Genomic DNA, 21,588 nt, shown 5'->3' with positions numbered 1-21,588 from the left:
GGATTTGCGGTATATCGGCAGGCATGACGATCCGGCCCGTAAATTGACAATTTTCAGCACGACACAGATCAGCCTTTCCACACATTGCCAGTGACATGATCAAGCACAATCCGCCTTCGCCCGAACCCTTGCACCGCGCCATTGCGCGCTTTGGCGGCGTCACCGTGTTGGTGGTCGGCGACCTCATCCTCGACCGCTTCGTCAACGGCGTCATCGAGCGGATTTCGCCTGAGGCGCCGATCCCGGTGCTGCATGGCCGCGGCGAAAGCTCGGCCATGGGCGGCGCCGGCAATGTCGTGGCCAACATCGTCTCGCTCGGCGCGCGTGCCATTCCGGTCTCGGTGATCGGCACCGACACGGCCGGCGACAGCCTGGTGCGGATGCTTGGCGAGCTTGGCGCCGAGACAGCGGGGCTTTCGCAGCAGCGCGGCCGCATGACCTCGTCGAAAAGCCGGTTCAGCGCGCTCAACCAGCAGGTGCTGCGCTTCGACGAGGAAGAGATCAAGCCGCTGGACGGGGCGGAACGGGCAGGGCTGATCCGGCATTTCCGTGCCGCACTCGCGGAAGCCGACATCGTCATCCTCTCCGATTACGGCAAGGGCATCCTGCTCGACGGCGTAGCCGCCGAACTGATCGCCATCTGCCGCGAGGCCGGCAAGCCGGTGTTGGTCGATCCGAAGGGCCGCGATTATGCCCGCTATGCCGGCGCGACCGCCGTCACGCCCAACCGCAAGGAGCTTGGCGAGGCCGTCGGCCATGCCGTGTTCGCCGATGACGAGATTGTCGCTGCAGCCCGCGAACTGATTTCGGCGCACGGCCTCGACTTCGTCGTCGCCACCCGCAGCGAAAAGGGCATGAGCGTCGTCGGCCCGGACGAGGCGCGCCACATCGCCACCCAGGCGCGCGAAGTGTTCGACGTCTCGGGCGCCGGCGACACGGTGATAGCGACGTTCGCGCTGGCGCTCGCATCGGGCGCCGATCCGGTCGCGGCGGCCTCGATCGCCAATGCCGCCGGCGGCGTCGTGGTCGGAAAACGCGGCACCGCGCGGCTGACGGTCGAGGAACTCACCGGCGCGCTGTTCCGCTCGCACGGACCGACCGCCCACAAGGACGCCATCCTCGATGCCGCATCGGCCGCGCGCATGGTGGCGGCCTGGAAGGAAGAGGGCCTGAGCGTCGGCTTCACCAATGGCTGTTTCGATATTTTGCATGCCGGCCATGTCAGCCTGCTGCACGCGGCGCGCAGCCAGTGCGACCGGCTGGTGCTCGGCTTGAACAGCGATGCCTCGGTGCGGCGGCTGAAAGGGCCGGGCCGCCCGGTCAACGACCAGCATGACCGCGCCTGTGTGCTCGCGGCCCTGGCCTCGGTAGATGCCGTCGTGGTGTTCGAGGAGGATACGCCGCTGGCGCTGATCGAGGCGCTGCTGCCCGACATATTGGTCAAGGGCGCGGACTATACGATCGACACCGTGGTCGGCGCCGATGTGGTGCAGAAGGCCGGCGGACGCGTCGTGCTGGTCGATCTCGTCGCCGGTAAGAGCACCACCGGCACCATCGGCAAATTGCGCGCCGGCTCTACAAGCTGAGGTTTTGATGTCTGAACTGAACGACTATCTGGTCCGCTCGGCGGCAGCGATCACAGCCATGGTCGAGCGCGACCTGACCGGAGAGATGGAGCGTGCGGTGAGTGCCGTGGTGACCGCGCTTTCGTCAGGCAAGGCCTTGCTGATCGCCGGTAATGGCGGTTCGGCCAGCGACGCCATCCACATAGCCGGCGAACTGGTCGGCCGCTTCCTCAAGGAGCGCAAGGCCTACAATGTCATCGCGCTGCCGGCCAATGCCGCGGTGCTGACCGCCTGGGGCAATGATTACGGCTTCGACACGGTGTTCTCGCGCCAGGTCGAGGCGCACGGCTCGGCCGGCGGCGTGCTGCTGGCGATTTCGACCAGCGGCAATTCGCCGAGCATTCTCGCCGCCGCCGAACAGGCGCGGATGATGGACATGACGGTGATCGGCCTGACCGGCGACACCGGCGGCAAGCTCAAGCCGTTGTGCGACATCCTGCTCAACGTGCCCTCGACCTCGACGCCGATCATCCAGCAGGGGCATCTTTGCCTCTACCATCATCTCTGTGAGGTGGTCGAAGCGCGCCTGTCGAATGGCTGACGGGACGGGAACGTCGCACAAGCTGACCGAGCCGGGCGTGTGGATCGAGCGGATCGGCGACCGGGTTTTCCCGCCGCACGTGCCGGCGCTGTTCCTCGACCGCGACGGCACCATCAACGTCGATACCGACTATCCCAGCGACCCGGCCGAGATTGAACTCAGGCCGCAGATGCTGCCGGCGATCGCGGCCGCCAACCGGACTGGAATCCCGGTTGTCGTGGTCACCAACCAGTCCGGCATCGCGCGCGGCTATTTCGGCTGGAGCGCCTTTGCGGCGGTGAACGGCCGCGTGCTCGAGCTGCTGGGCGAGCAGGGCGTGTTCGTCGACATGGTGCTTGCCTGTGCCTACCACGAGGCGGGTGTCGGGCCACTCGCCGTTGCCGATCACCCGATGCGAAAGCCCAATCCGGGCATGCTGACCGAGGCGGGCAAACGCCTTGACCTTGACCTACAGCGCTCCCTGATCGTCGGCGACAGACTGGGCGACATGCAAGCGGGACAGCGCGCCGGCCTGGCACAGGGCTGGCTGGTAGACGGCGAGGCGACGGCTCAGCCCGGCTTCGCCATCAGGCCGCTGCGGGACGGCAGCGACCTCAGCGATCTGCTCACCGCCATTGAAATGCTCGGCCGAGACGTCAGGTCCTGATCCAGGCTTGACGGCTCACGTAGGGTCCTTGCGTTCCGAGGCCTCGTAGAGTTTGGCCTCGGTGGCGAAGGAATAGATCATCACCGACATCGAGTAGACGAAGCCGTGCCGGCCGCACAGGAAGTAGCGCTTTGCCAGGTAGAATTTCAGGAAGTTGCCGAAGGGCGACAGCACCAGCCGCACCAGGCCCGGCTTCTTGCCCTTCTCGACCAGCGTGACGGCCTTGAGGCCGGAATAGGCGTTGGCCCGGGCAAGATCCTCCTCGACCGATATTTCGCGGCGATGCAGCAGGACGCCCTCTTCGATCGTGCCGGTCTCGCCCGGCACGTGGAAGGCTTCGTGCACCCGCGCGGTGAGATCCATGGTGGCGCCTTCCCGGCGGAAAAGCCGCATCAGCCTGTTGTGCAGCACCCAACGGTGCGCGTAGCCATAGCCCTTCAGCCAATCGCGGCGGCGGATGTACCAGCCGCTGATCTTGTCGTCGGCCGCCTGTGTGATCGCCACGATCGACTGCCGCAACTGGTCGTCGACGCGCTCGTCCGGGTCGATCGAAAGACACCAGGGCTGGGTTGCATGGTCGAGCGAGAACTGCCGCTGACGCGGAAAACCCGGCCAGTCATTGTGCAGCAGCCTTATCGGGTAGCCCTTGGCGATATAGCTTTGCACGCATTCGACGGTGCCGTCCGTCGAGCCGGAATCGACGATGATGATCTCGGCGCAGAAGTCGATGCTTTCCAGGCACGGGCCGATCATATCGACCTCGTTCACGCAGATGATAAGCGCCGAGACCGGGCTTGCAAATCGAGTCATGGTCCCCTTCCCATGGCGGGCCGCCCCCTCAACGACGCTGCTTTCGCTATCCATTTCTGCGCAATCCCGGGTGCAAAACCGTTACACACTTTTTCAGGAATTGCTTAAGAAACCAAGCGGGCGGCGAAGTCCGGCAGAGCCGTCCAGCCTTGTACATCAGCGTCTGTCGAATACCAACGCGGCGCCGGTGTGGCGAAGGTCAGGGATTCGCGGCGGTGGCGCCCAAGGCATCCGCCCGGCCTCAGGGGCGCTCGAAGGAAACCAGGCCTTCATCCTTGACCCGGCGGATGGTGAGCGCGGTGCGCACCGTGTCGACATTCGGCGTCGAGGTCAGTTCCTCGATGACGAAGGTCTGGAAGGCGCCGAGGTCGCTTGCCACGCAATGCAGCAGGAAATCGGATTCGCCCGAGACCATCCAGGCATCACGCACGATCGGCCAGCCGCGCGTGCGCTCGGCGAAGGTGCGCAGCTCCGCATCGGCCTGATGATGCAGCCCGACCAGGCAGAAGGCGACGACATCGAGGCCGAGCGCCGGCGCGTTGAGCAGCGCGCGGTAGCCGCGGATGATGCCGGCTTCCTCCAGCCGCTTGACCCGGCGCAGGCAGGGCGGGGCCGAAATTCCGACGCGGTTCGAAAGCTCGACATTGGTCATGCGCCCATCCGCCTGCAACTCGCGCAGGATCTTCCAGTCGATGGCGTCGAGGTCGGCTTTCAGGGGCATGGCTGTCTCAGCTCGGCGCAAGAATCTTTCGCAATTTTGTAATTAAACGACTTTTGTGTTGGCGCCAGCCCTCATCAACGCGATTTTTGAACGGTAACGAAAGCGGCGATCGTGCGAATAACCGCTTGGGCCGAAGCTTTCCGGGGACGACGGCCCGTTCGTCTTGCTGGCGTGATTGGCAACCCTTACATTAACCGCGACATTTCACGCTATTCCCCAAGGCACACCCGATTGTCTGCCCCGCAGAGGTTCTAGATGACCACCAAGCACGCGCCCGTTCTCATCATCGGTTCCGGTCCGGCCGGCTATACGGCGGCGGTCTATGCCGCACGCGCCATGCTGAAGCCGATGCTGGTCGCCGGCCTGCAGCAGGGCGGCCAGCTGATGATCACCACCGATGTCGAGAACTATCCCGGCTTCGCCGACCCGATCCAGGGACCGTGGCTGATGGAACAGATGCTCAAGCAGGCCGAGCATGTCGGCACCGACATCATCAACGACATTATCACCGAGGTCGATCTCAACGTGCGGCCGTTCCGCGCCAAGGGCGATTCCGGCACCACCTACACCGCCGACGCGCTGATCATCGCCACCGGCGCGCAAGCCAAGTGGCTGGGCATTCCAACCGAGCAGGATTTCATGGGTTTCGGTGTTTCGGCCTGCGCCACCTGCGATGGCTTCTTCTATCGCGGCAAGGATGTCGCGGTGGTCGGCGGCGGCAATTCGGCGGTGGAGGAGGCACTCTATCTGTCGAACCTCGCCAAGAGCGTCACGGTCATCCACAGGCGCAGCGACTTCCGCGCCGAGCGCATCCTGCGCGAGCGGCTGCTGAAGAAGGACAATGTCCGCGTCATCTGGGACACGGTGGTTGACGAGATCACCGGCCGCCCGGGCAAGGCGCCGCTGCCGCCTTCGGTCGAAGGGCTGAAGCTGAAGCATGCGGTGACCGGCGCCGAGACGCATCTCAAGGTCGACGGCGTGTTCGTGGCGATCGGCCACGCACCGGCGGTCGAGCTGTTCGCCGGCAAGCTGAAGCAGAAGCCGAACGGCTACCTGTGGACGGCGCCGGATTCGACCCGCACCGACGTGCCCGGCGTGTTCGCTGCCGGCGACGTGACCGACGATATCTACCGCCAGGCGGTGACGGCGGCGGGGCTCGGCTGCATGGCCGCACTGGAAGCGGAAAAGTATCTGGCCGGTATCGAGGTGCATCGCGAAGCAGCGGAATAGGCCGCTTGCAAAACTGTTAGAAAAACGGCTTAGAAACGCCGTGTAAAAGCCTGATTTTTCATTCAGACGCCAAACAGAACGAGGGGAATCATGGCGTTGGACTGGGACAAGCTACGCGTGTTTCACGCTGCGGCGGAAGCGGGGTCGTTTACGCACGCGGCCGAGACATTGCATCTGTCGCAATCGGCGATATCGCGGCAGGTCAGCGCGCTCGAGCATGATGTCGGCGTGCCGCTGTTCAACCGCCATGCGCGCGGCCTGGTGCTGACCGAACAGGGCGAGATGCTGTTCCGCACGGCGCATGACGTGCTGATGAAGCTCGAGACCATCAAGTCGCGCCTGACGGAAACCAAGGACCGGCCCTCCGGCGTGCTTCGCGTGACGACGACCGTCGGCCTCGGCGCCGGCTGGCTGACCGAACGGGTGCAGGAGTTCATCGAGCTCTATCCCGAGATCAGCCTGCAGCTGATCCTCGCCAATGAGGAACTCGACCTCACCATGCGCCAGGCCGACTGCGCCATCCGGCTGCGCCAGCCGCAGCAGCCGGACCTGATCCAGCGCCGCCTGTTCACCGTGCATTTCCACCTCTACGCGGCACCCGCCTATGTCGCCAAGCACGGCAAGCCGGCCTCGGTCTCGGAGTTGAGAAACCATCGCATCGTCACCTTCGGCCTGCCGGTGCCGTCGCATCTGTCGGAGTTGAACTGGCTGGAGACGGTCGGCGATTTTGAAGGCGGTCAGCGCGTGCCGTCGCTGCAGATCAACGACATTCTGTCGATCAAGCGCGCGGTGCAGGGCGGTGCCGGCATCGCCATGCTGCCCGACTATGTGATCAACAAGGATTCCGGTCTGGTGCAGCTTTTGCCGGAAACCGAGGTGCCGTCCTTCGACACCTATTTCGCCTATCCCGACGCGATGAAGAACCAGGCCAAGCTGCACGTGTTCCGCGACTTCATCATCGCGAAAGCGCGCAGTTGGTCATTTTAGCCCTAGCGGACGATCGGTAGCACTGGTGGCTTATTCACCTCGCCAGGGCGTCAGGCGCGGCAGCCAGCCGGGGACGTTGCGGCGATAGGTTTCATAGTCTGCGCCGTAGCGGCGGGCGAGCGTCGGTTCCTCGTAGAACCTGACGAAGGAGCCCATGACAACAGCGCCGATGATGGCATAGGCGACAAGCGTCCAGCTCGAGAACAGCAGCGCCTGGCCGAGGATGATCGACAGCACGGCGACATACATGGGGTTGCGGACATGGCGGTAGATGCCGCCGATCACGAGCTTCTCTGTCGGCGCGACGGGGGCAGGCGTGCCCAGCCCCTCGAGCGCGAAGCGGGCGAAGGCATGCAGCAGCACGGCGGCCGCGGCGACGATGAGAACGCCGCCGGCAAGGACAAAGCCCGCCACGGTGGACCACGGCAAGCCCCAGTGATCGCTAAGCAGCCAGGGGACAAGTCCGGCAACTACACCGGGCGCTGCGATCAGGAAAATGCCGCTGCCGGCAATCGCTGAAAAAGGACGCATTGGCTGTTTCCTGCCTGGTTGCCTTAGAATTGAACGGCCGCTGCCTGATTCCAGGTCATCAGGTGTTTTTCGGATTTTTGGAGCAAAATCGGCCGGGAATGACGTTTTCATGACGACAAAGGCCCGGCAGTGCGCTCCGTTTTGACGATTCTGCTGGTCCTATTGGCTTCCGGAATGGGTTAGACCACAGCCTGCGTCTTTTTGCATGCGTGTGTTGCAAAATAGATGCTTGTTTCTTGGGCATGAAGAGCAGATATATAGATCATCTCCTGGGCGCGTTCTCCTCCCATTAGCGCCCTCGAGTGTTCCCCTCTGGAGGTTAGCCTTAACAGGCACTTCCAATCAAACTCAGCCGGATCTTCGTTGATCCGGCTTTTTTGTTGCCCGGCCCCTGCTGCGATGGCCGGAGATTTCATCAGAATTGCCGCGTAACAGTGTCATGTAACCTCTGGTAACATGACAACGATGCGTTCCGCTGCTATGTAGAGCATAGGACGCGGTGTGGTTCGGACGGGAGATGGGGGCATCACTCGGACGGCCCGGGCTCAGGCGGCTACCGCGTCCGAACCTATTTCCGCCGAAAGCGCGGCCACTGCACATGCGGCGGACCAGCCGTTTCCCCTCCCAAGAAAACGGTCCGCAAACAAAACGGCGTCCGGCCCTCCGGGCGTCGTTTTTGGTTTTGTCCCCTCGAACCGGGGTTCGAGGGGACGCTACATCAGAATGGAAATCAGGCGGCCTTGCCGTTGGCGTTCATCGCTTCGTCGGCGAGGCGGCCGGTGAGTTCGGCCATATGGTCGAAGGCAGCGCGATAGCTGGCGACGCCCGCGGTCGCCGAGCGCAACTCGATAATCAGGTCGCCGATCTCGGCTTGCGGCATGGTCGCCTCGACGACATCCCAGCCCGGCCAGTCGGGCCGCGCGTCATAGCCGAGGATCTGGCCACGCCGCTGCGGGATCAGCGCGATGATCTTCGAAGTGGCGTCCGACGGCGTCACGATCTCGACCTTCATCACCGGCTCCAGCAGCACCGGCGAGCAGGCGGCCATGCCTTCCTTCATCGCCAGCTTGGCCGCCATCTGGAAGGCCATGTCGGAGGAATCGACCGCATGGTAGGAGCCGTCCGACAGGTTGACGGCGACGTCGACGACGGGGAAGCCGAGCGGACCGGACTTCAGATAGTCGCGCACGCCGGTTTCGACCGACTGGATGTAGGTCTTCGGCACGACGCCGCCGGTAATGGTATCGGTGAACTGGAAGCCGGAGCCACGCGGCAGCGGCTTGATCTCGATCACGACATCGCCGAACTGGCCATGGCCGCCCGACTGCTTCTTATGGCGGCCGCGCTGCTGCGCCGGTTTGCGGATCGTCTCGCGATAGGGCACGGCCGGCGCATGGCCTTCGACCGGGATCTGGTTCTTGCCCTCCAGCCGCTCGCGCACGACGCGCAGATGCATCTCGCCATGGCCGGACAGCACCGTCTCGGCCGAGTCCTGGTTGTGGCGCAGGCTGAGCGAGGGATCCTCCTCGGCCAGCCGCTGGATGGCGGCCGACATCTTGACCTCGTCCTTGCGTTCCTTCGGTCGCAGCGCGAAGGCGAAGACCGGCTGCGGCGGCTCGAACGCGAACAGCTGTTTGGTGCCGCCCTTGGCCGAGGTCAGCGTCTGGCCGGTCTTGACCTCGTCCAGCTTGCCCAGCGCCACGGTATCGCCCGCCTTGGCGGCGGTGAGCTTGAACTGGTCTTTGCCGAGCATCTTGTAGATGCCGGAAACCTTGGCGGTGTCGCCGCCAGGCAGCCAGAGTTCCGAGCCATCGGCGACCTGGCCGGACAGGATGCGCGACACCGACAGTTTGCCGCCATGCGGCGTGTGGATGGTCTTCATCACCTGGACCACGGTGGCGCCGTCGTCCGGGGCGCCGAGCCGCTTGCGGGTCGCCTCGATGTCGGGTGCGTCGTGGCGGATCGCCTTCAGGAGGCGCAGCACGCCGTTGCCCTTCTCGGCGGTGCCGATCAGCACCGGCGTCACGACGCCTTCGCGCAGATCGGCGGCGAGGTCGTCGAAGATCGCGTCCTTCGGCGGCTCGATCTCCTCGAGCAATTGTTCCATCAGCTGGTCGTCATGGTCGGCCAGGGTTTCCAGCATGGAGAAGCGCGCTTCCAGTTCGCGCGCCTTGTCGTCGCCCGGTATTTCGGCGACCTCGCTCTCTGCATATTCGCGGTAGATGTAGGCGCGCTCCAGCGCCAGATCGATAGAGCCGATGACGACGCCGTCCTTGCGCAGCGGAATCTGGCGCAGCAGGAGCGGCACCGAGCTTGCCGGCTGCAGCATCTTCAGCGTGTCGCGCACGCCGGCAATCGCCTTGTCGACCTTGTTGAGGAACAGGAGGCGCGGCACGCCGAGATCGTCGAGCTTGCGCATGATGAGCTGCAGGGCAGGGATCTTCTTTTCGTCGGCCTCGGCGACGACCACAGCGAGGTCGCAGGCGGCCAGCACTGGCTCGGCTTCGAAGGAGAATTCGATCGAGCCGGGACAATCGACGAAGGTGATCTGCTCGCCCATGAAATCGGTGGTGGCGACCGTCGCCTCGACGCTCATGGCGTGGGCGCGCGCTTCCGGCGAATGATCCGAGACGGTGCTGCCTGATGAAACGGGATTTTGTCGGGGGATGGCGCCCGTACGGGCCAATATGGCTTCGAGAAGTGTCGTCTTACCGCTTGCAAAGGGACCGACTATGGCAATGCATTTCGGTCCCGTGCGTCGTCCTCCGGCGCGAGTACCCATGGCTGACCTCCACTCAGGCGTTTCCCTAGGGACCGACTGGCTTGCATGGTTCAGGCGTGGTCAATCGGTCCTGAGCGGCGGCCGGCCTGTTCGACCGTCGCGGGCGGGGTTCTTTTTCATGTCGCCACCTGCCCTGATGCATCGTCCCACTTGTTTGCCGGCAGGGCAAGGAAAATAGAAATCCGCTGCCGTGCTGCGGCCTCAGGCGCTCAGCGCCATGGGTTCGGCATTGATGGCGCGCAAGGGGACCACCTTGTCGCGCGGCGCCGGCTTGCCGAAGAAATAGCCCTGGAAACGGTTGCAGCCGGCCGCCTTGGCCAGCGCGAATTCTTCCTGCGTCTCGACGCCTTCCGCCACGATGGTGACGTCCTGGATGCGGGCGATCTGCGCCAGCGCCGAAACGAAGATCTGCGCCACCTGGTCGTGGGCAAGGCTGCGTATGTAGGAGCGGTCGATCTTGATGCTGTCGATGGGCAAGGTTTTCAGATAGTTGAAGCCGCAATGGCCGGTGCCGAAATCGTCGAGCGCGATGTGGAAGCCGAGACCGCGTAGCGTTTCGAGACGCCGCAGAATTTCCGGCGTGGCGGCGGTCGCCACCGTCTCGGTGATCTCGATGATGAATTGCGCTGCCGAGCGGCCGCTTTCCCTGAGCACGCGGTCACACATGGTGACGATCTCGTCGCGCTTCAGCTGCTCGCCGGAAACGTTGATCGAGATGCGGCGCCCGGGGAAATGGCCGATATCGACGCAAGCCCGCTTGAACACCCATTCGCCCAGCATGTCGATCAGCGTCGAGCGTTCGGCGATGGGAATGAACTCGGCCGGCGAGATCAACCCTCGCACCGGATGACGCCAGCGGATCAGGCCTTCGAACGCACAGGCGGAGCCGTCCGGGTTGACGATCGGCTGGTAGTGCAGCTCGAGTTCGCCGAGATAGACCGCGGCGCGCAATTCCCGCTCGACCAGCCGGCGATAGCGCTTGTCGGACAGCATCTCTTCGTCGAACACGGTGACGCGGCCCCGGCCAGCCGCCTTGCTTTCATAGAGCGCCAGGTCGGCAACCAGCATCAGTTCCGCCGTGTTGGAGGCATGGGCCGGCGCCAGCGCCACGCCGACCGAGATGGAGAGCGGAATGGTCTTGCCTTCATGCGATTTGCCGGCCCGCATCGTATCGAGCAATTGCCTGATATCCTTGTTGATGGCGGCGAGGTCGGCATGCGGAATGATGACGCCGAATTCGTCGCCGCCCAGCCGCCCGACCATGCCGCCGGCAAAGATGCGTTCCGATGTCTTGACCAGGTGCACCAGAGCGAGGTCGCCGAACTGATGCCCGAACGTGTCGTTGAGCTGCTTGAAGTGATCGACGTCGATCAACAGCAAGGTCGCCTCGCGCCGGTCGCGCATCGTGCCCAGGCTGTCGCCCAGCGCTTCGAGGAAATAACGCCTTGTCATCGCCCCGGTCATGGCGTCCCTGGTCAGGAAATGATGTTTTTCCGCCTCGGCCGCCGCCGCCGAGCGCAAGCGATGGACGACGCTGCTGCGCATGTACATCAGCGCCAGCAAGGCAAGGCCGGTGGCCAGCATCGAGACGGCGAAGGGGCTGCCCGAGGGCAGGTTGCGCGAGATGTCGAAAGCGCCGAGTGCGGCCGCGCCGATGCTGAGCACAAGCAGGGCCTGGATGCCGCGATAGATCCGGCCGCTATGGTCCTTGATCGTCGCCAGTATGCTCATCTCATCGCCCCCTGCAATGCAGGCACAGGGCTACTGGCGAGCCGTTAAGAAGACATTGAATTCGCCGTTGTTTCGCGCTGTGTCGCCATGCGGCAAAGGTTCATGGTTAAGGAGAAAAACCGCTTCTTCGCCAAGGCAGCGGAAACCGTCGGTTGCGCCTGACATGATATAGGCCGAGAATGCATTTTGCCTCGACGAGGGGCCTTCACCACCAGTTTCAGGGTCAGACGATGAAGATCATTGCTTGCGGCAGCGTGCCGACCATCATAGCGCCGGAAAAATACTTCACCGGCCGGGTCCTGCAGACGCCGATCATCGAGGCGGAGGCGCCGGCGCGGCTGAGAGCGACGCTGGTCAGCTTCGAACCGGGCGCGCGCACCCACTGGCACACGCATCCGCTCGGCCAGACGCTCTACGTCACCTCGGGCGCCGGGCTTGCCCAGACATGGGACGGCCCGGTCCGGGAGATCAGGGCCGGCGACGTGATCTGGTTCGCGCCCGGCGAGAAGCACTGGCATGGTGCCGGGCCGAAATCGGCGATGACGCACATCGCCATGCAGGAGGCGCTCGACGGCGTCCATGCCGACTGGCTGGAAGCGGTTTCCGGCGAGCAGTATGGCAGCTGAGCCTGGCCGCCTGCAGAAATCATCATGCCAAAGAACCGCCTGCCGCTCGTCGCCGCCGTCTATCTCGGCTCGTTCGTCGCCTTGCTCGACGTCAGCATCGTCAATGTCGCGCTGCCGACCATCCAGCAGGCGCTGCACACCGATTTCGGCGGCCTGCAATGGGTGGTCGACGCCTACACGCTGTGCCTCTCGGCCTTCATGCTGTCTTCGGGGCTGATCGGAGACCGCTATGGCCGCAAGCGCTCGTGGCTGGCCGGCGTCGGCATCTTCGTTGCCGGCTCGCTGATCTGCGCCATCGCGCCCAATTTGCCGGCCTTGCTGGCCGGCCGGGTGGTGCAAGGCATTGCCGGCTCGCTGCTCATTCCGGGCGCGCTGTCGATCCTGACGCAGGCTTTCCCGGATCCGCGCGAGCGGGCCGGCGTCATCGGTGGCTGGGCCTCGTTCGCCGCCGTTTCTCTGGTCGTCGGCCCGGTGCTGGGCGGCATTCTAGTGCAGACGGTCGGCTGGCAGAGCATCTTCCTGATCAACCTGCCGCTCGGCCTTTTCACCATCGTGCTGGGAGCTGCCTCGATCGAGGAGACGGCGCATCCCGAACATGCCCATCTCGACCTTGTCGGCCTGGCGCTCTCGATCCTGTGGCTCGGCGCGCTGACCTTCGGCCTGATCTCGGCCGGCGAGAGCGGCTGGGGCGATGCCTGGACCATCACGGCCATCATTGCCGGTGTCGTTGGCCTGGCGGTCTTCCTTGGCTTCGAGGCGCGCACGCCACGGCCCATGCTGCCGCTCGGCCTGTTCCGCGATGTGCGCTTTGCCGTCGCCAACGTCGCCTCGTTCGCGCTCGGCTTCACCTCCTACACCAGCGTCTTCTTCTTCTCGATGTTCCTGCAGCAGGTGCAGGGCTGGTCGCCGACGCAGACCGGCCTGCGCATGGCGCCGGCCTTCCTTGTCCAGATCGTGGTGTCGCCATGGATCGGCCGGCTCAGCGCCCGCTACGGCCATTCGCTTTTGATGACGGCGGGCTATGTGCTGATCGGCCTCTCCATGCTCGGCATGTGCTGGGCCGGGCCGTCGACGCCCTATGCGATGCTGTGCGTCTTGTTCGCCATCAACGGCCTCGGCAACTCGCTGGCGATCCCGACCGGCAGTGCTGCCGCCATGTCCTACGCGCCGCGCGAGCGCTCGGGCATGGTGTCGGCGGTCATCAATGCCACCCGCCAGAGCGGACTGGCCATCGGCATCGCGCTGCTCGGCGCGCTGATGAGCATGCGGGCGACCAGCCTTCTGACCGGATATCTCCGCGACGCCGGTGTCGCCAATGCCGACGCGGTCGCCCGGACCGCCATCTCACGGCATGATTTCACCACCGACGCGGCGGTGGGCACGAGTGGCGTGCACGACCTTTTCACGATTGCCTATGCCGGCGGCTTCCATGCCGCGATGCTGACGGCCGCGATCGGCGCATTCCTCACCGCCGCATTGCTGATCACCGTGCTGGCGCCAGCCGAGGCGCGGTCCGCCAGGCAGGCCAAGCAGCAGGCGTGAGCTGATTCAAGGGCAACAAAAAAACCCGGCGGTGACGCCGGGTTCTTTGTCTTAGGCTGAGCTGATCAGGTTAGCGAGGCCGTAAAACGCTGGATGCGCGTGCAGGCTTCCTCCAGCAGCGCGTCCGAGGTGGCGTAGGAGATGCGGAAGTTGGGGCCGAGACCGAAGGCCGAGCCGAACACCACCGCCACACCTTCCGCCTCGAGCAGTTCCGAGCAGAAGGCTTCGTCGGTGTCGATGACCTTGCCGGCCTTGGTCTTCTTGCCGATCAGCTGGGCACAGGACGGATAGACATAGAAGGCGCCTTCCGGCGACGGGCACGTAATGCCGCGCGCCTGATTGAGCATCGAGACGACGAGGTCGCGCCGGCCCTGGAAGATCGCCTTGTTCCTGGCGATGAAGTCCTGCGGGCCGTTGAGCGCCTCGACGGAAGCCCATTGCGCGATGGTGCAGGCGCCCGACGTCTGCTGGCCCTGGATCATGTCCATCGCCTTGATCAGCTGGACCGGGCCGGCGGCATAGCCGATGCGCCAGCCGGTCATGGCATAGGCTTTCGAGACGCCATTCATGGTCAGCGTGCGCTCGTAGAGCTTGGGCTCGACCTCGGCGATGGTCTTGAAGACGAAATCGCCATAGGTCAGGTGCTCGTACATGTCGTCGGTCAGCGTCCAGACATGCGGGTGCTTGAGCAGCACATCGGCCAGCGCGCGCAGCTCGGCTTCCGTGTAGGCCGCACCCGACGGGTTGGACGGCGAGTTCATCAGCAGCCATTTGGTCTTCGGCGTGATTGCCTTCTCCAGCACTTCCGCTGTCAATTTGAAACCATTGTCGATCGAGGTGTCGGCATAGACCGAAGTGCCGCCGCAGATCGCCACCATTTCGGGGTAGCTGACCCAGTAGGGGCGGGGGATGATGACCTCGTCGCCGGGATTCAGCGTCGCCATGAAGGCGTTGAACAGGATCTGCTTGCCGCCGGTGCCGACAATGGTCTGCTCCGGTTTGTAGTCGAGATTGTTCTCGCGCTTGAATTTCTTGGCGATCGCCTCGCGCAGCGGCACGATGCCCGAAACCGGCGGGTACTTGGTCTCGCCGCGGCGGATCGCCTCGATCGCCGCGTTCTTGATGTTGTCGGGCGTGTCGAAATCCGGCTCGCCGGCGCCGAGGCCGATAATGTCACGGCCGGCATTTTTCAGCTCGCGGGCTTTCTGCGTCACCGCGATGGTGGCGGAAGGCTTTACGCGGGAAAGGGTGTCGGCAAGAAAGGCCATGACCTTTTATCTCTCCTGAAAGGATCGGCGCGGCCAGGAGCGGCCGCGGCGCTTCTCATGTCGCATGATTTCGCTCAGTGCAAGCATTGTCGGCTGATCCAGACCTCAAGGAGCCGTGATTGCAACCTGTGAGCGGCAACAAAAAATTCATTAACGGGCGGTAAGGGCTTGAGTGGCAGGATCGCAATCCATTCCGCCAATTCGCGGAGCGAGGGACCCTTGTCGCGCAGCATCGGGCTTGCCCATATCATCCGTCATGATGACGGCACCTCGTCAGGTGTCTGGGGTATCTACACGCTGCAAAGTGCCTTCCAGCCGATCTTCGCCTTCAAGGAGGGCAAGCTGTCGGTTGCCGCCTTCGAAGGGCTGATCCGGCCATTCCGTGACGGCGAGCCGCAATCGCCGATGACCTTTTTCTCGACCTGTCCGGCCGCCGACCGCCTGCATATCGAGGCGCTGACCAGGACGCTGCATCTGCTCAATGCCGGCGCCTGCCTGCCGCAGGAGGCGTCGATTTTCGTCAATTTCGACCCGTCGGTGTTCACTGAGCGATCGATCGCCGACAATGCCTTGCGCGAGATGCGGCTGGTGCTGCACGAGGCCGGCATCGATCCGGGCCGCGTCGTGTGCGAGGTGACCGAGCAGAGATCGGCATCGCAGGAGGCCCTGCATGGCTTCGTCGCCGCGCTCAGGGCCAACGGCTTCCGCATCGCGGTGGATGACTATGGCTCCGACGATTCCGACATCAACCGCATCAAGGAGTTGAAGCCAGACATCGTCAAGTTCGACGCCACGTGGATCACGCAGCTTATGGAGTCCGGCGCCGGCTTCGCGCTTTTGACCACCATGGTGAAAAGCTTCGAGGAACAGGGCATCCGCACGGTGTTCGAAGGCATCGAGGAGGGATGGCAACTGGAGCTCGCCGAGAAGTCCGGCGCTTCGATGGTCCAGGGCTTCGTGCTGGCGCGGCCGGAACTGGCGCCGACCAGCTTTCGCGTTTTCGGCAAAAGCAGTCCGGACCCGGTTGCCGCTGCAAGTGATGCGTCCACTGCCCCCGGCGTCGCGCCGCGTACAGGGCGGCCGGCAAAAGCCTTCGGGCGCAGGGTCACGCCATGAGCTTCGAGCGGCGGCGCACTGTCGGCGACGCGATCTTCGCCGATGAAATCGGTATCGAATATGGCGTCTTTGGCGACTTCCGCCTGCGCAGCGCCTACCAGCCGATCTTCGCGCCGTTTGGGCGTTCGCTGCACGCGGTGGCGGTCGAGGGGCTGATCGAACCGCACCGTGCCGGCCGGGCAGGATCGCCGCGCGCGTTCTTCGAAAGCGTCGCCGCGCCGGACCGGCTGTTTGTCGAGACCATGTGCCGGATGCTGCATCTTCGGAATTTCCACAATATCGGCGTCGACGGGCTCGATCTGTTCTTCAACTACAATCCGATGGTCAACGACCATGCCGGGCGGGCGCTGGCCGAGATCCGGCTGATGAGCCGGCATCTCGGCGAACTCGGCCTCGCCCCCGGCATGCTGGTCTGCGAAATTACCGAACAGGCGGCGGATGACGCGCTTCTCGCCCGGCTGGTGCGGGAAATGCGGCGCGACGGCATCCGCATCGCCATCGACGATTTCGGCACTGGCCATTCGACCGAGGAACGGGTGAGCCTGCTCAACCCCGACATCGTCAAGATCGATGGCGGCTGGTTTGGAGAGTTCTGCCGCCACGCCGCCGCCGAACGCTTCTTCCGCCCGCTGGTCTCCAGCCTGCACGACCGCGGCGCCAGGGTGCTGGTCGAAGGCATCGAGCAGCCCACCCATCTGCGCGTCGCGCTCGACGGCGGCGTCGACCTGCTGCAGGGCTTTCTTCTCGCCCGGCCGGCGCTGGCCGGCACCATCTTCAACGAAGAGCCGCTGTCAGTCGATACTCTGCTCGGCCGCGACAACAAGGTCGTGCCGTTGTTCGGCTAGTTGGCGAAATCCGCGATGAGAGCGTCCTTCTCCCCGTTTACGGGGAGAAGGACGCTCTCATCAGCGCCGCTGATAATCTCGCCAAAACAAATCATTGGTTGAAGGCGCGGCCGCTGCGATAATCGCCTGATCGAGGCAGCGCTCCGGGGACCGTCCATGATACTTTACAGCATGATCGACAGCGGCAATTGCTACAAGCCGCGCCTGCTGATGGCCAAGCTTGGCCTCGCCTTCACCACGATCGAGGTGAGTTCGCACACCGGCGACACGCGTAAAGCCGACTTTGTCGCCAAGAACCCGAACGCCATGGTGCCGCTGCTCGAACTCGACGACGGCCGCCGGCTGGCGGAGTCCAACGCCATCCTGCTCTATCTCGCCGAAGGCACGCGCTTCCTGCCGGCGGACAAGTATGAGCGCGGGCTTGCCTATCAATGGCTGTTCTTCGAGCAGTACAGCCACGAGCCCTATATCGCCGTGCGCAAAGCGCTGCTGACCTTTCCCGAACGCGCCAGGGATGCGACGCCCGAGCGGCTGGCGATGACGCTGGAGCGCGGCCACAAGGCGCTCGGCGTGATGAACAGATATCTGGCGAACAACGCCTTCTTCGCTGGTGCTGCCTTCAGCATCGCCGACATCGCGCTCTATGCCTACACGCATACGGCCGAGCAAGGCGGCTTCCAGCTCGACGCCTATCCGGCCGTCGTGGCCTGGCTTGGCCGCGTCGAGGCGGATCCGGGGCATGTGCCGATCGGCTGGGTCGGGTAGGGTAGGATACTCTTGTCCTCACGCTCGTCGCCGCTTCGCGGCTCGCTCCGGACGGGGGCGACGCCCGGTCGGGCTTGCGGCCTTCGGCCGAGAAGCCAACCGAGGACTATTTCAACAGATGGTCGTAATCAGCGTGTGTGCCGATCCAGAACCAGATCACATCTTCATTGTTGCGTATGGCGACAGTCCGATAGTTCTCGTCAACGCGCGCCGACCAATATCGACCGACCTGTTTGAAATGCAGTGAGGGATGAAAAGGATCAGAACGCAATCTGGCAAAACGCCTGTCCGCTTTGGCTCTGATTGACGATGGCAGTTTTTCATAAGCCTCCCAGAATGATGGAGAGGCGAAGTGATTCACAGCGGCCGGGTCCGGCCAGCGCGATGGTCAGCCAATGCCTGCTCGGCAAGCTTGTCCAGCCGGCCTGCCTTCGCGTCGGCCTCCATCTGCCGATCCCACATGTCCGCCTGAAGCGCCTCGAACCAGGCGGCAAACGCCTTCAGTTCCTCGGGGCTTAGTTCGGCGACGGATTTTTCGATTTGCTCAAGTTTGGTCATGGCCGAGTGGTACCACTATTGGGATAAAAGTACCACCGGGTGGACCATAGCGCGGGTTGCGGCACCTAACCCCAGACAAACAAAAAGGCGGGATAAATCCCGCCTTCCCATCCTCAGGTAGCCTGATCGGGAGCGTCCGGTCCGGGCTGGCAGCTATCTGCTGTTCCAGCGTGTCGGGTCTTTCCGCTCCGGGCGCGCTTCTCGCGCGACCGTCAGTACATCCGTGACTTGCCGCGCGCCCCGGGCTCTCGCCCGGCGCGCGCCATTCGCAAAATCAGGCTGCCTTGCTCAGAGACCCAGCGGACGACTTGCCAGTGCGGCGGTCCTGCTCGATCTCGAAGTTGATCTTCTGGCCTTCGACCAGGGTCGACAGTCCAGCGCGCTCGACAGCCGAGATGTGGACGAAAACGTCCGCGCCGCCGGCGTCAGGCTGGATGAAACCGAAGCCCTTGGTGGCGTTGAACCACTTGACCGTTCCAGTTGCCATTTTAGATAGTCCTTCAACATTTGCTTTAGTTTGACCAGACCAAGTCCAGCCGGTGTGCATCGAGATTTTGGAGATAGACGTCAGCAAACGCGAAGATCGCGAGGCCCGGATCGATCGGCCGAAATATCAATGGGGCTGATATAGGCTGCTTTCGTTCCAAAAACAAGACTGCGTAAAAAAGCCGTGATCAAAGGGTTGCCCAATGATTGCCCCAATCTGGTAAAAGCCTCGCAACGGGGACGGAGGCCGAGGCCGGTCGGTCCGCAGGGGAGGAGACCATGAAAACCATTGTGCTTGCCGCCTGCCTGACGCTGGTGGCCGCCGAGGCGCAGGCGATCTCGCGCCACGACCCGACGCATATGAGCTGCGGCAAGGTGCAGTCGACGATTGCTCGCCAGGGCGCCGTCATCCTGCGCTACCAGTCGAAGCGCGTGCCGGGGCTGCCGCTTCACGACCGCTATGTGCAGAGCCAGCAATTCTGCACCATGGGCGAGGTGAGGACGCGCGCCTATGTGCCGAGCGCCGACACCAAGTCCTGCCCGGTCTACAACTGCAAGCGCCCGGACAATGACCGGCATTTCCGCCGGCGGTTCTTCCACAACAACTAGCGGACACATCAACCGGAGCCGGAAGCCTTCGCTCAGTCGAGCAACCGCGCCTCTGGGGACAAAAATGCTTTCAATCCTGGATGTGCTCCATGAGCATGGACACGAACCGCGTCACTTTTTGCGGGCGAAAGCGCGCCGCCGGATAGACGACGTGAATGCCGCCGGAGGGCAGCGTCCAGTTCGGGAGTATGTGGACGAGACGGCCCTGCGATAGATAATCGACGACCAGATAGTCCGGCAGAACCGCCAGTCCGCCGCCGGCGAGCGTCGCTTCCAGGACGGCCGGGGTAGAGTTGATGGAGAACGTCTCGCGCATGGTGATGGTGCGCCGCTCGAAATCGCCTCGGCTGAAGCTCCAGGTGAACGGCTTGCGAAGGACGGAATTGGCAACGAGCGGCAAGGAAGAAAGGTCCTCCGGTTCGTCTACCTTGACCCCGGCGGCGAAATCCCGCGATGCGACCAGGATTTGCCGGAAGGTGCCGATGCGCCGCGCCTGCTGGCTGGAGTCCTCCAGCCAGCCGACCCGGATGGACAGGTCTATCTTGTTGCCGATCAAATCAATTATCGCATCGGAAATGAACAGTTCGACGCCGCAGGCCGGAAATTTCTGCCGAAAGCGGGCGGCGATAGGGGCCAGCACGATCGCGCCATAGTCGTTGGAAGCAGAAACGCGCAGCACGCCGGCCACTTCGGTGTTGCCCTCGCCAACCTCGGCGACGGCCTCTTCAACGTCCCGCAGGATCAGGACGCAACGTGCATGCAAAAGACGGCCTGCTTCGGTCGGCTCGAGCCTCCGCGTCGTGCGCACGAGAAGCGTGGTCCGCAGTTCGGCTTCAAGGCGGGCGACCTGTTGGCTGACGACGGCTTTCGTGATGCCGAGTCGCTCGGCTGCCCGGGTGAACGAGCCTGCGTCGATGACGGTAGCAAAATAGGCGAGGCGGTTGAGGTTGATTGGTTCCACGGGACGCCGTCAGTTTTATTGTAAGCTTACAGCATACAGTCTGTATTATTATAGGAGATTTATCAATTAATCCAGGGGCGTTACCTCTGCGCTGTCCTCTCCAACGGGGGCGCAATCGTGGCTTGCGCTCTTCCCTCTCGGACAGCTGGCCACGCCACGCGGCCTGCCCCCCCATTTCAGTCAAAGGAGCTATTCCATGTTCACGAGGAGACAGATCATGAAGACCTCATTGGCCCTCGGCGCAACCGCCGTATTCGCCCCCCGCCGAGCGCGGCCAAGCCGCCGGCACCACGCTTGGCTGGAAACATTTCCCGGCGGGTCCGAACGGCTTCTTCCGCGCGCCTGTGCTGGTGTCCGGGCCAAGCGAGGCCCTGCTGATCGACGGCGGCTTCACCTATCCGGACGGCAAGGCGCTCGCCGAGGCCATCAAGGCCACCGGCAAGAAGCTGACGACCATCTATGTCAGCCAGTCCGATCCCGATTACTACTTCAGCCTGAAGCCGGTGCGGGAAGCCTTCCCGGAGGCAAAAGTGATTGCTGCCTCCGCCACGCTCGAAGCCATCAAAGGCAGTGTGGAGAAAAAGCTCGCGGTCTGGGGCCCGCAATTGAAGGAAAACGGCCCCCAGGCGCTGTCCGACATCGTTCTGCCCGAAGCATTCGACGGCCCAACGCTTAGTGTCGACGGCGAGACGATCGAGATCGTCAATGCGGAAGAGGGACTTGCCAATCGCCGATACCTGTTCGTGCCCTCGCTCAATGCCGTGTTCGGCGGGGTGATGATCTTCGCGGGTGTTCATGTCTGGACCGCCGACACGCAGACCAGGGAAAGCCGTGCCGCCTGGGTCAAGACGCTGGAGGCGATTGCCGCCCGCAAGCCCGCCGTGGTGGTGCCTGGCCATATGGACCCCGATGCCGCGACCGGTCCCGCGGCCGTGGAATTCACCAAGTTCTATCTTCTCACCTTCGAGGAAGAACTGAGCAAGGCCGCCGACAGCGCCGCGCTAAAGGCCGCCATGGAGGCGCGCTTCCCCGGCCTCGGTATGGGCGTCGCCCTTGATATCGGTTCCAAGGTCGCCAAGGGCGAGATGAAGTGGGGGTGACATGGCGACGAACCTCGACCTGATCCGCGGGACCTAGGAGGGAACCTCCGAGGAGAACGGCCGCAATCTTCTGGCCGTTCTTTCCCCTGACATCGAATGGTCGGCGGT

General features: G+C 63.7%; 21 protein-coding genes and 1 pseudogene. 12 read left to right on the top strand and 10 right to left on the bottom strand.

The genetic code is table 11. From position 1 onward, the window contains the following. Window positions 1-95 precede the first annotated feature (95 nt). The 3 genes from rfaE1 to gmhB are packed head-to-tail and all read left to right on the top strand — an operon-like array spanning window position 96 to window position 2,812. Window positions 96-1,586 (top strand): D-glycero-beta-D-manno-heptose-7-phosphate kinase, encoded by a 1,491-nt coding sequence (gene rfaE1 / locus HB778_RS06040; protein WP_183462307.1) that lies wholly within the window; start codon window positions 96-98, stop codon window positions 1,584-1,586. A 7-nt stretch (window positions 1,587-1,593) separates the two neighbouring features. Further along, window positions 1,594-2,166 (top strand): D-sedoheptulose-7-phosphate isomerase, encoded by a 573-nt coding sequence (locus HB778_RS06035; RefSeq protein WP_183462305.1) that lies wholly within the window; start codon window positions 1,594-1,596, stop codon window positions 2,164-2,166. Continuing rightward, a complete protein-coding gene (gmhB, locus tag HB778_RS06030; RefSeq protein ID WP_183462303.1) occupies window positions 2,159-2,812 on the top strand; it encodes a D-glycero-beta-D-manno-heptose 1,7-bisphosphate 7-phosphatase in 654 nt (217 codons plus the stop codon). The genes HB778_RS06035 and gmhB overlap by 8 nt, the downstream gene beginning before the upstream one ends. A 15-nt stretch (window positions 2,813-2,827) precedes the next feature. On the opposite strand, the gene HB778_RS06025 is transcribed toward gmhB, so the two are convergent. After that, window positions 2,828-3,622: a glycosyltransferase family 2 protein gene (locus HB778_RS06025; RefSeq protein WP_183462301.1), complete on the bottom strand. Its 795-nt coding sequence runs from the start codon at window positions 3,620-3,622 to the stop codon at window positions 2,828-2,830. 241 nt (window positions 3,623-3,863) lie between these two features. Further along, complete coding sequence (locus tag HB778_RS06020) at window positions 3,864-4,343, bottom strand: Lrp/AsnC family transcriptional regulator (protein WP_019860544.1); 480 nt, start codon at window positions 4,341-4,343, stop codon at window positions 3,864-3,866. 255 nt (window positions 4,344-4,598) lie between these two features. Here HB778_RS06020 and trxB point away from each other — a divergent pair, with 255 nt between their 5' ends. Next, window positions 4,599-5,573 (top strand): thioredoxin-disulfide reductase, encoded by a 975-nt coding sequence (gene trxB, locus HB778_RS06015; protein ID WP_095201790.1) that lies wholly within the window; start codon window positions 4,599-4,601, stop codon window positions 5,571-5,573. Between the two features lie 90 nt (window positions 5,574-5,663). Beyond that, window positions 5,664-6,560, top strand: coding sequence for a LysR family transcriptional regulator (locus tag HB778_RS06010; RefSeq protein WP_095201789.1), 897 nt, complete (start codon window positions 5,664-5,666; stop codon window positions 6,558-6,560). 30 nt (window positions 6,561-6,590) lie between these two features. On the opposite strand, the gene HB778_RS06005 is transcribed toward HB778_RS06010, so the two are convergent. The 3 genes from HB778_RS06005 to HB778_RS05995 form a co-directional block, all read right to left on the bottom strand. After that, a complete protein-coding gene (locus HB778_RS06005; protein ID WP_183462299.1) occupies window positions 6,591-7,091 on the bottom strand; it encodes a methyltransferase family protein in 501 nt (166 codons plus the stop codon). Window positions 7,092-7,821: 730 nt separating this feature from the next. After that, window positions 7,822-9,873: an elongation factor G gene (locus HB778_RS06000; RefSeq protein WP_183462297.1), complete on the bottom strand. Its 2,052-nt coding sequence runs from the start codon at window positions 9,871-9,873 to the stop codon at window positions 7,822-7,824. Between the two features lie 201 nt (window positions 9,874-10,074). Beyond that, entirely contained in the window at window positions 10,075-11,604 is a 1,530-nt protein-coding gene (locus HB778_RS05995; protein WP_183462295.1) for a putative bifunctional diguanylate cyclase/phosphodiesterase, read from the bottom strand. A 230-nt stretch (window positions 11,605-11,834) separates the two neighbouring features. Here HB778_RS05995 and HB778_RS05990 point away from each other — a divergent pair, with 230 nt between their 5' ends. Continuing rightward, window positions 11,835-12,230 (top strand): (R)-mandelonitrile lyase, encoded by a 396-nt coding sequence (locus tag HB778_RS05990; RefSeq protein ID WP_183462292.1) that lies wholly within the window; start codon window positions 11,835-11,837, stop codon window positions 12,228-12,230. A gap of 24 nt (window positions 12,231-12,254) precedes the next feature. After that, window positions 12,255-13,772, top strand: a complete 1,518-nt coding sequence (locus HB778_RS05985) for an MFS transporter (protein ID WP_183462290.1) — start codon at window positions 12,255-12,257, stop codon at window positions 13,770-13,772. A 65-nt stretch (window positions 13,773-13,837) separates the two neighbouring features. Here the strand turns inward: HB778_RS05985 and HB778_RS05980 are convergent, their stop codons facing one another. Continuing rightward, window positions 13,838-15,040, bottom strand: coding sequence for a pyridoxal phosphate-dependent aminotransferase (locus HB778_RS05980; protein ID WP_183462288.1), 1,203 nt, complete (start codon window positions 15,038-15,040; stop codon window positions 13,838-13,840). A gap of 219 nt (window positions 15,041-15,259) precedes the next feature. Between HB778_RS05980 and HB778_RS05975 the strand changes: the two genes are divergently transcribed. From HB778_RS05975 to HB778_RS05965, 3 genes are all read left to right on the top strand, one after another. Further along, window positions 15,260-16,156, top strand: coding sequence for an EAL domain-containing protein (locus tag HB778_RS05975; RefSeq protein ID WP_183462286.1), 897 nt, complete (start codon window positions 15,260-15,262; stop codon window positions 16,154-16,156). Continuing rightward, complete coding sequence (locus HB778_RS05970; protein ID WP_183462284.1) at window positions 16,153-17,001, top strand: EAL domain-containing protein; 849 nt, start codon at window positions 16,153-16,155, stop codon at window positions 16,999-17,001. The genes HB778_RS05975 and HB778_RS05970 overlap by 4 nt, the downstream gene beginning before the upstream one ends. 156 nt (window positions 17,002-17,157) lie before the next feature. Continuing rightward, window positions 17,158-17,766 (top strand): glutathione S-transferase family protein, encoded by a 609-nt coding sequence (locus HB778_RS05965; protein ID WP_183462282.1) that lies wholly within the window; start codon window positions 17,158-17,160, stop codon window positions 17,764-17,766. Between the two features lie 106 nt (window positions 17,767-17,872). On the opposite strand, the gene HB778_RS41315 is transcribed toward HB778_RS05965, so the two are convergent. The 3 genes from HB778_RS41315 to HB778_RS05955 all read right to left on the bottom strand — a co-directional run bounded on the left by HB778_RS41315 (window position 17,873) and on the right by HB778_RS05955 (window position 18,811). Further along, complete coding sequence (locus HB778_RS41315) at window positions 17,873-18,127, bottom strand: type II toxin-antitoxin system RelE family toxin (RefSeq protein ID WP_244661825.1); 255 nt, start codon at window positions 18,125-18,127, stop codon at window positions 17,873-17,875. Then, on the bottom strand, window positions 18,124-18,324 hold the full coding sequence (locus tag HB778_RS05960; RefSeq protein ID WP_095201778.1) for a hypothetical protein: 201 nt from the start codon (window positions 18,322-18,324) through the stop codon (window positions 18,124-18,126). Before HB778_RS05960 ends, HB778_RS41315 begins: the two co-directional genes overlap by 4 nt. A 274-nt stretch (window positions 18,325-18,598) precedes the next feature. Continuing rightward, window positions 18,599-18,811: a cold-shock protein gene (locus HB778_RS05955; RefSeq protein WP_010910991.1), complete on the bottom strand. Its 213-nt coding sequence runs from the start codon at window positions 18,809-18,811 to the stop codon at window positions 18,599-18,601. Between the two features lie 278 nt (window positions 18,812-19,089). Between HB778_RS05955 and HB778_RS05950 the strand changes: the two genes are divergently transcribed. Beyond that, window positions 19,090-19,419 carry a hypothetical protein gene (locus HB778_RS05950; RefSeq protein ID WP_183462280.1) on the top strand — a complete coding sequence of 110 codons (330 nt, stop codon included), beginning with the start codon at window positions 19,090-19,092 and terminating at the stop codon, window positions 19,417-19,419. A gap of 70 nt (window positions 19,420-19,489) precedes the next feature. Here the strand turns inward: HB778_RS05950 and HB778_RS05945 are convergent, their stop codons facing one another. Beyond that, the gene (locus HB778_RS05945; protein ID WP_183462278.1) at window positions 19,490-20,380 is read right to left on the bottom strand and encodes a LysR family transcriptional regulator; all 891 of its coding nucleotides are present in this window, start codon (window positions 20,378-20,380) and stop codon (window positions 19,490-19,492) included. A 196-nt stretch (window positions 20,381-20,576) separates the two neighbouring features. Between HB778_RS05945 and HB778_RS05940 the strand changes: the two are divergent. Further along, window positions 20,577-21,480, top strand: a pseudogene (locus HB778_RS05940) (MBL fold metallo-hydrolase). Window positions 21,481-21,588 lie beyond the last annotated feature (108 nt).

Source organism: Mesorhizobium huakuii, from assembly GCF_014189455.1.
Lineage (GTDB): Bacteria > Pseudomonadota > Alphaproteobacteria > Rhizobiales > Rhizobiaceae > Mesorhizobium > Mesorhizobium huakuii_A.
The sequence above is the reverse complement of the archived record's forward strand: the minus strand, read 5'-3'. Positions and strand labels throughout refer to the sequence as shown.

Bases quoted from the DNA above. Each gene is read 5' to 3' on its own strand.
- rfaE1 (WP_183462307.1), top strand. From the start codon at position 96: ATGATCAAGCACAATCCGCCTTCGCCCGAACCCTTGCACCGCGCCATT.
- HB778_RS06035 (WP_183462305.1), top strand. From the start codon at position 1,594: ATGTCTGAACTGAACGACTATCTGGTCCGCTCGGCGGCAGCGATCACA.
- gmhB (WP_183462303.1), top strand. From the start codon at position 2,159: ATGGCTGACGGGACGGGAACGTCGCACAAGCTGACCGAGCCGGGCGTG.
- HB778_RS06025 (WP_183462301.1), bottom strand. From the start codon at position 3,622: ATGACTCGATTTGCAAGCCCGGTCTCGGCGCTTATCATCTGCGTGAAC.
- HB778_RS06020 (WP_019860544.1), bottom strand. From the start codon at position 4,343: ATGCCCCTGAAAGCCGACCTCGACGCCATCGACTGGAAGATCCTGCGC.
- trxB (WP_095201790.1), top strand. From the start codon at position 4,599: ATGACCACCAAGCACGCGCCCGTTCTCATCATCGGTTCCGGTCCGGCC.
- HB778_RS06010 (WP_095201789.1), top strand. From the start codon at position 5,664: ATGGCGTTGGACTGGGACAAGCTACGCGTGTTTCACGCTGCGGCGGAA.
- HB778_RS06005 (WP_183462299.1), bottom strand. From the start codon at position 7,091: ATGCGTCCTTTTTCAGCGATTGCCGGCAGCGGCATTTTCCTGATCGCA.
- HB778_RS06000 (WP_183462297.1), bottom strand. From the start codon at position 9,873: ATGGGTACTCGCGCCGGAGGACGACGCACGGGACCGAAATGCATTGCC.
- HB778_RS05995 (WP_183462295.1), bottom strand. From the start codon at position 11,604: ATGAGCATACTGGCGACGATCAAGGACCATAGCGGCCGGATCTATCGC.
- HB778_RS05990 (WP_183462292.1), top strand. From the start codon at position 11,835: ATGAAGATCATTGCTTGCGGCAGCGTGCCGACCATCATAGCGCCGGAA.
- HB778_RS05985 (WP_183462290.1), top strand. From the start codon at position 12,255: ATGCCAAAGAACCGCCTGCCGCTCGTCGCCGCCGTCTATCTCGGCTCG.
- HB778_RS05980 (WP_183462288.1), bottom strand. From the start codon at position 15,040: ATGGCCTTTCTTGCCGACACCCTTTCCCGCGTAAAGCCTTCCGCCACC.
- HB778_RS05970 (WP_183462284.1), top strand. From the start codon at position 16,153: ATGAGCTTCGAGCGGCGGCGCACTGTCGGCGACGCGATCTTCGCCGAT.
- HB778_RS05965 (WP_183462282.1), top strand. From the start codon at position 17,158: ATGATACTTTACAGCATGATCGACAGCGGCAATTGCTACAAGCCGCGC.
- HB778_RS05960 (WP_095201778.1), bottom strand. From the start codon at position 18,324: ATGACCAAACTTGAGCAAATCGAAAAATCCGTCGCCGAACTAAGCCCC.
- HB778_RS05955 (WP_010910991.1), bottom strand. From the start codon at position 18,811: ATGGCAACTGGAACGGTCAAGTGGTTCAACGCCACCAAGGGCTTCGGT.
- HB778_RS05950 (WP_183462280.1), top strand. From the start codon at position 19,090: ATGAAAACCATTGTGCTTGCCGCCTGCCTGACGCTGGTGGCCGCCGAG.